We start from the raw sequence: 656 nt of genomic DNA, 5'->3' as shown, positions 1-656 counted from the left end.
ATGGCTGGGTCCTGTTTGCCTCGCTGCGTCGGCCGAAGGGGGAGGGCGAACTGGCCTTCGGCAATGTTCATGTGTGACCCAGTAGAGTCGCCGTTTCCTCAGTGGCCTAAAGCTCTCAACCAGGCTGCACTCCTGTGGCATGATAGACGGCGTGCAGCCAAAGAGCATTGGTTCGCTCAGGCTGCCGTTTCTGTCCGCTCAATGTGCTCGTCATAATGCATCACAGGCGGGCCGAGCTCCGAGAAGCGGAAGAGCCGAAAGGCGCGATTGCCTTTGATGTCAAGCACCCGCGGGTCATCGTTGTCGCACGCATCGTTCATCACCACCTGAAAATGCCCGCCATAGCGGGCCGCCACCGTCTCAAGCGGAAGCTCATAGGCGATGATTTTGCCGACCCCACGCGCCTTCAGGGTCCGCAGCAAACCGGGATCTGACAGCAGGGGATAGGAGGTCAAGATCACAATCGGCTCGCTGCCGGCAAACACCAGAGCTGCTTTCATCGTGCTTCTCCTTCGCTTGAGCAACACCCTGTCAGGCCCATGCCTGCCTTCTGCTGCCCCCGGCCGCCATCTATTCAAGTGCGGGCGCTGAAGGAGCCGTGCTGGGCCTGAGGATTGAGCCGGGCAAACTCCGCCCCATTCACATGGACCAGGGTC

1 protein-coding gene is annotated in these 656 nt (G+C 60.5%); it reads right to left on the bottom strand.

Features of this window, described 5'->3' with window-relative positions; translation table 11 throughout:
* Positions 1-176: 176 nt before the first annotated feature.
* A complete protein-coding gene (locus JKG68_RS32815; protein ID WP_202066660.1) occupies positions 177-500 on the bottom strand; it encodes a cytosolic protein in 324 nt (107 codons plus the stop codon).
* Positions 501-656: the final 156 nt, after the last annotated feature.

Origin of the sequence: Microvirga aerilata (assembly GCF_016743775.1) — a bacterium.
Taxonomy (GTDB): Bacteria; Pseudomonadota; Alphaproteobacteria; order Rhizobiales; family Beijerinckiaceae; genus Microvirga; species Microvirga aerilata.
Note: the sequence above shows the minus strand (reverse complement) of the source record. Positions and strands in the feature narration are given on the sequence as shown.

What these genes read in the sequence shown, in the direction of transcription:
- JKG68_RS32815 (WP_202066660.1), bottom strand. Translation starts at nt 500, where the DNA reads ATGAAAGCAGCTCTGGTGTTTGCCGGCAGCGAGCCGATTGTGATCTTG.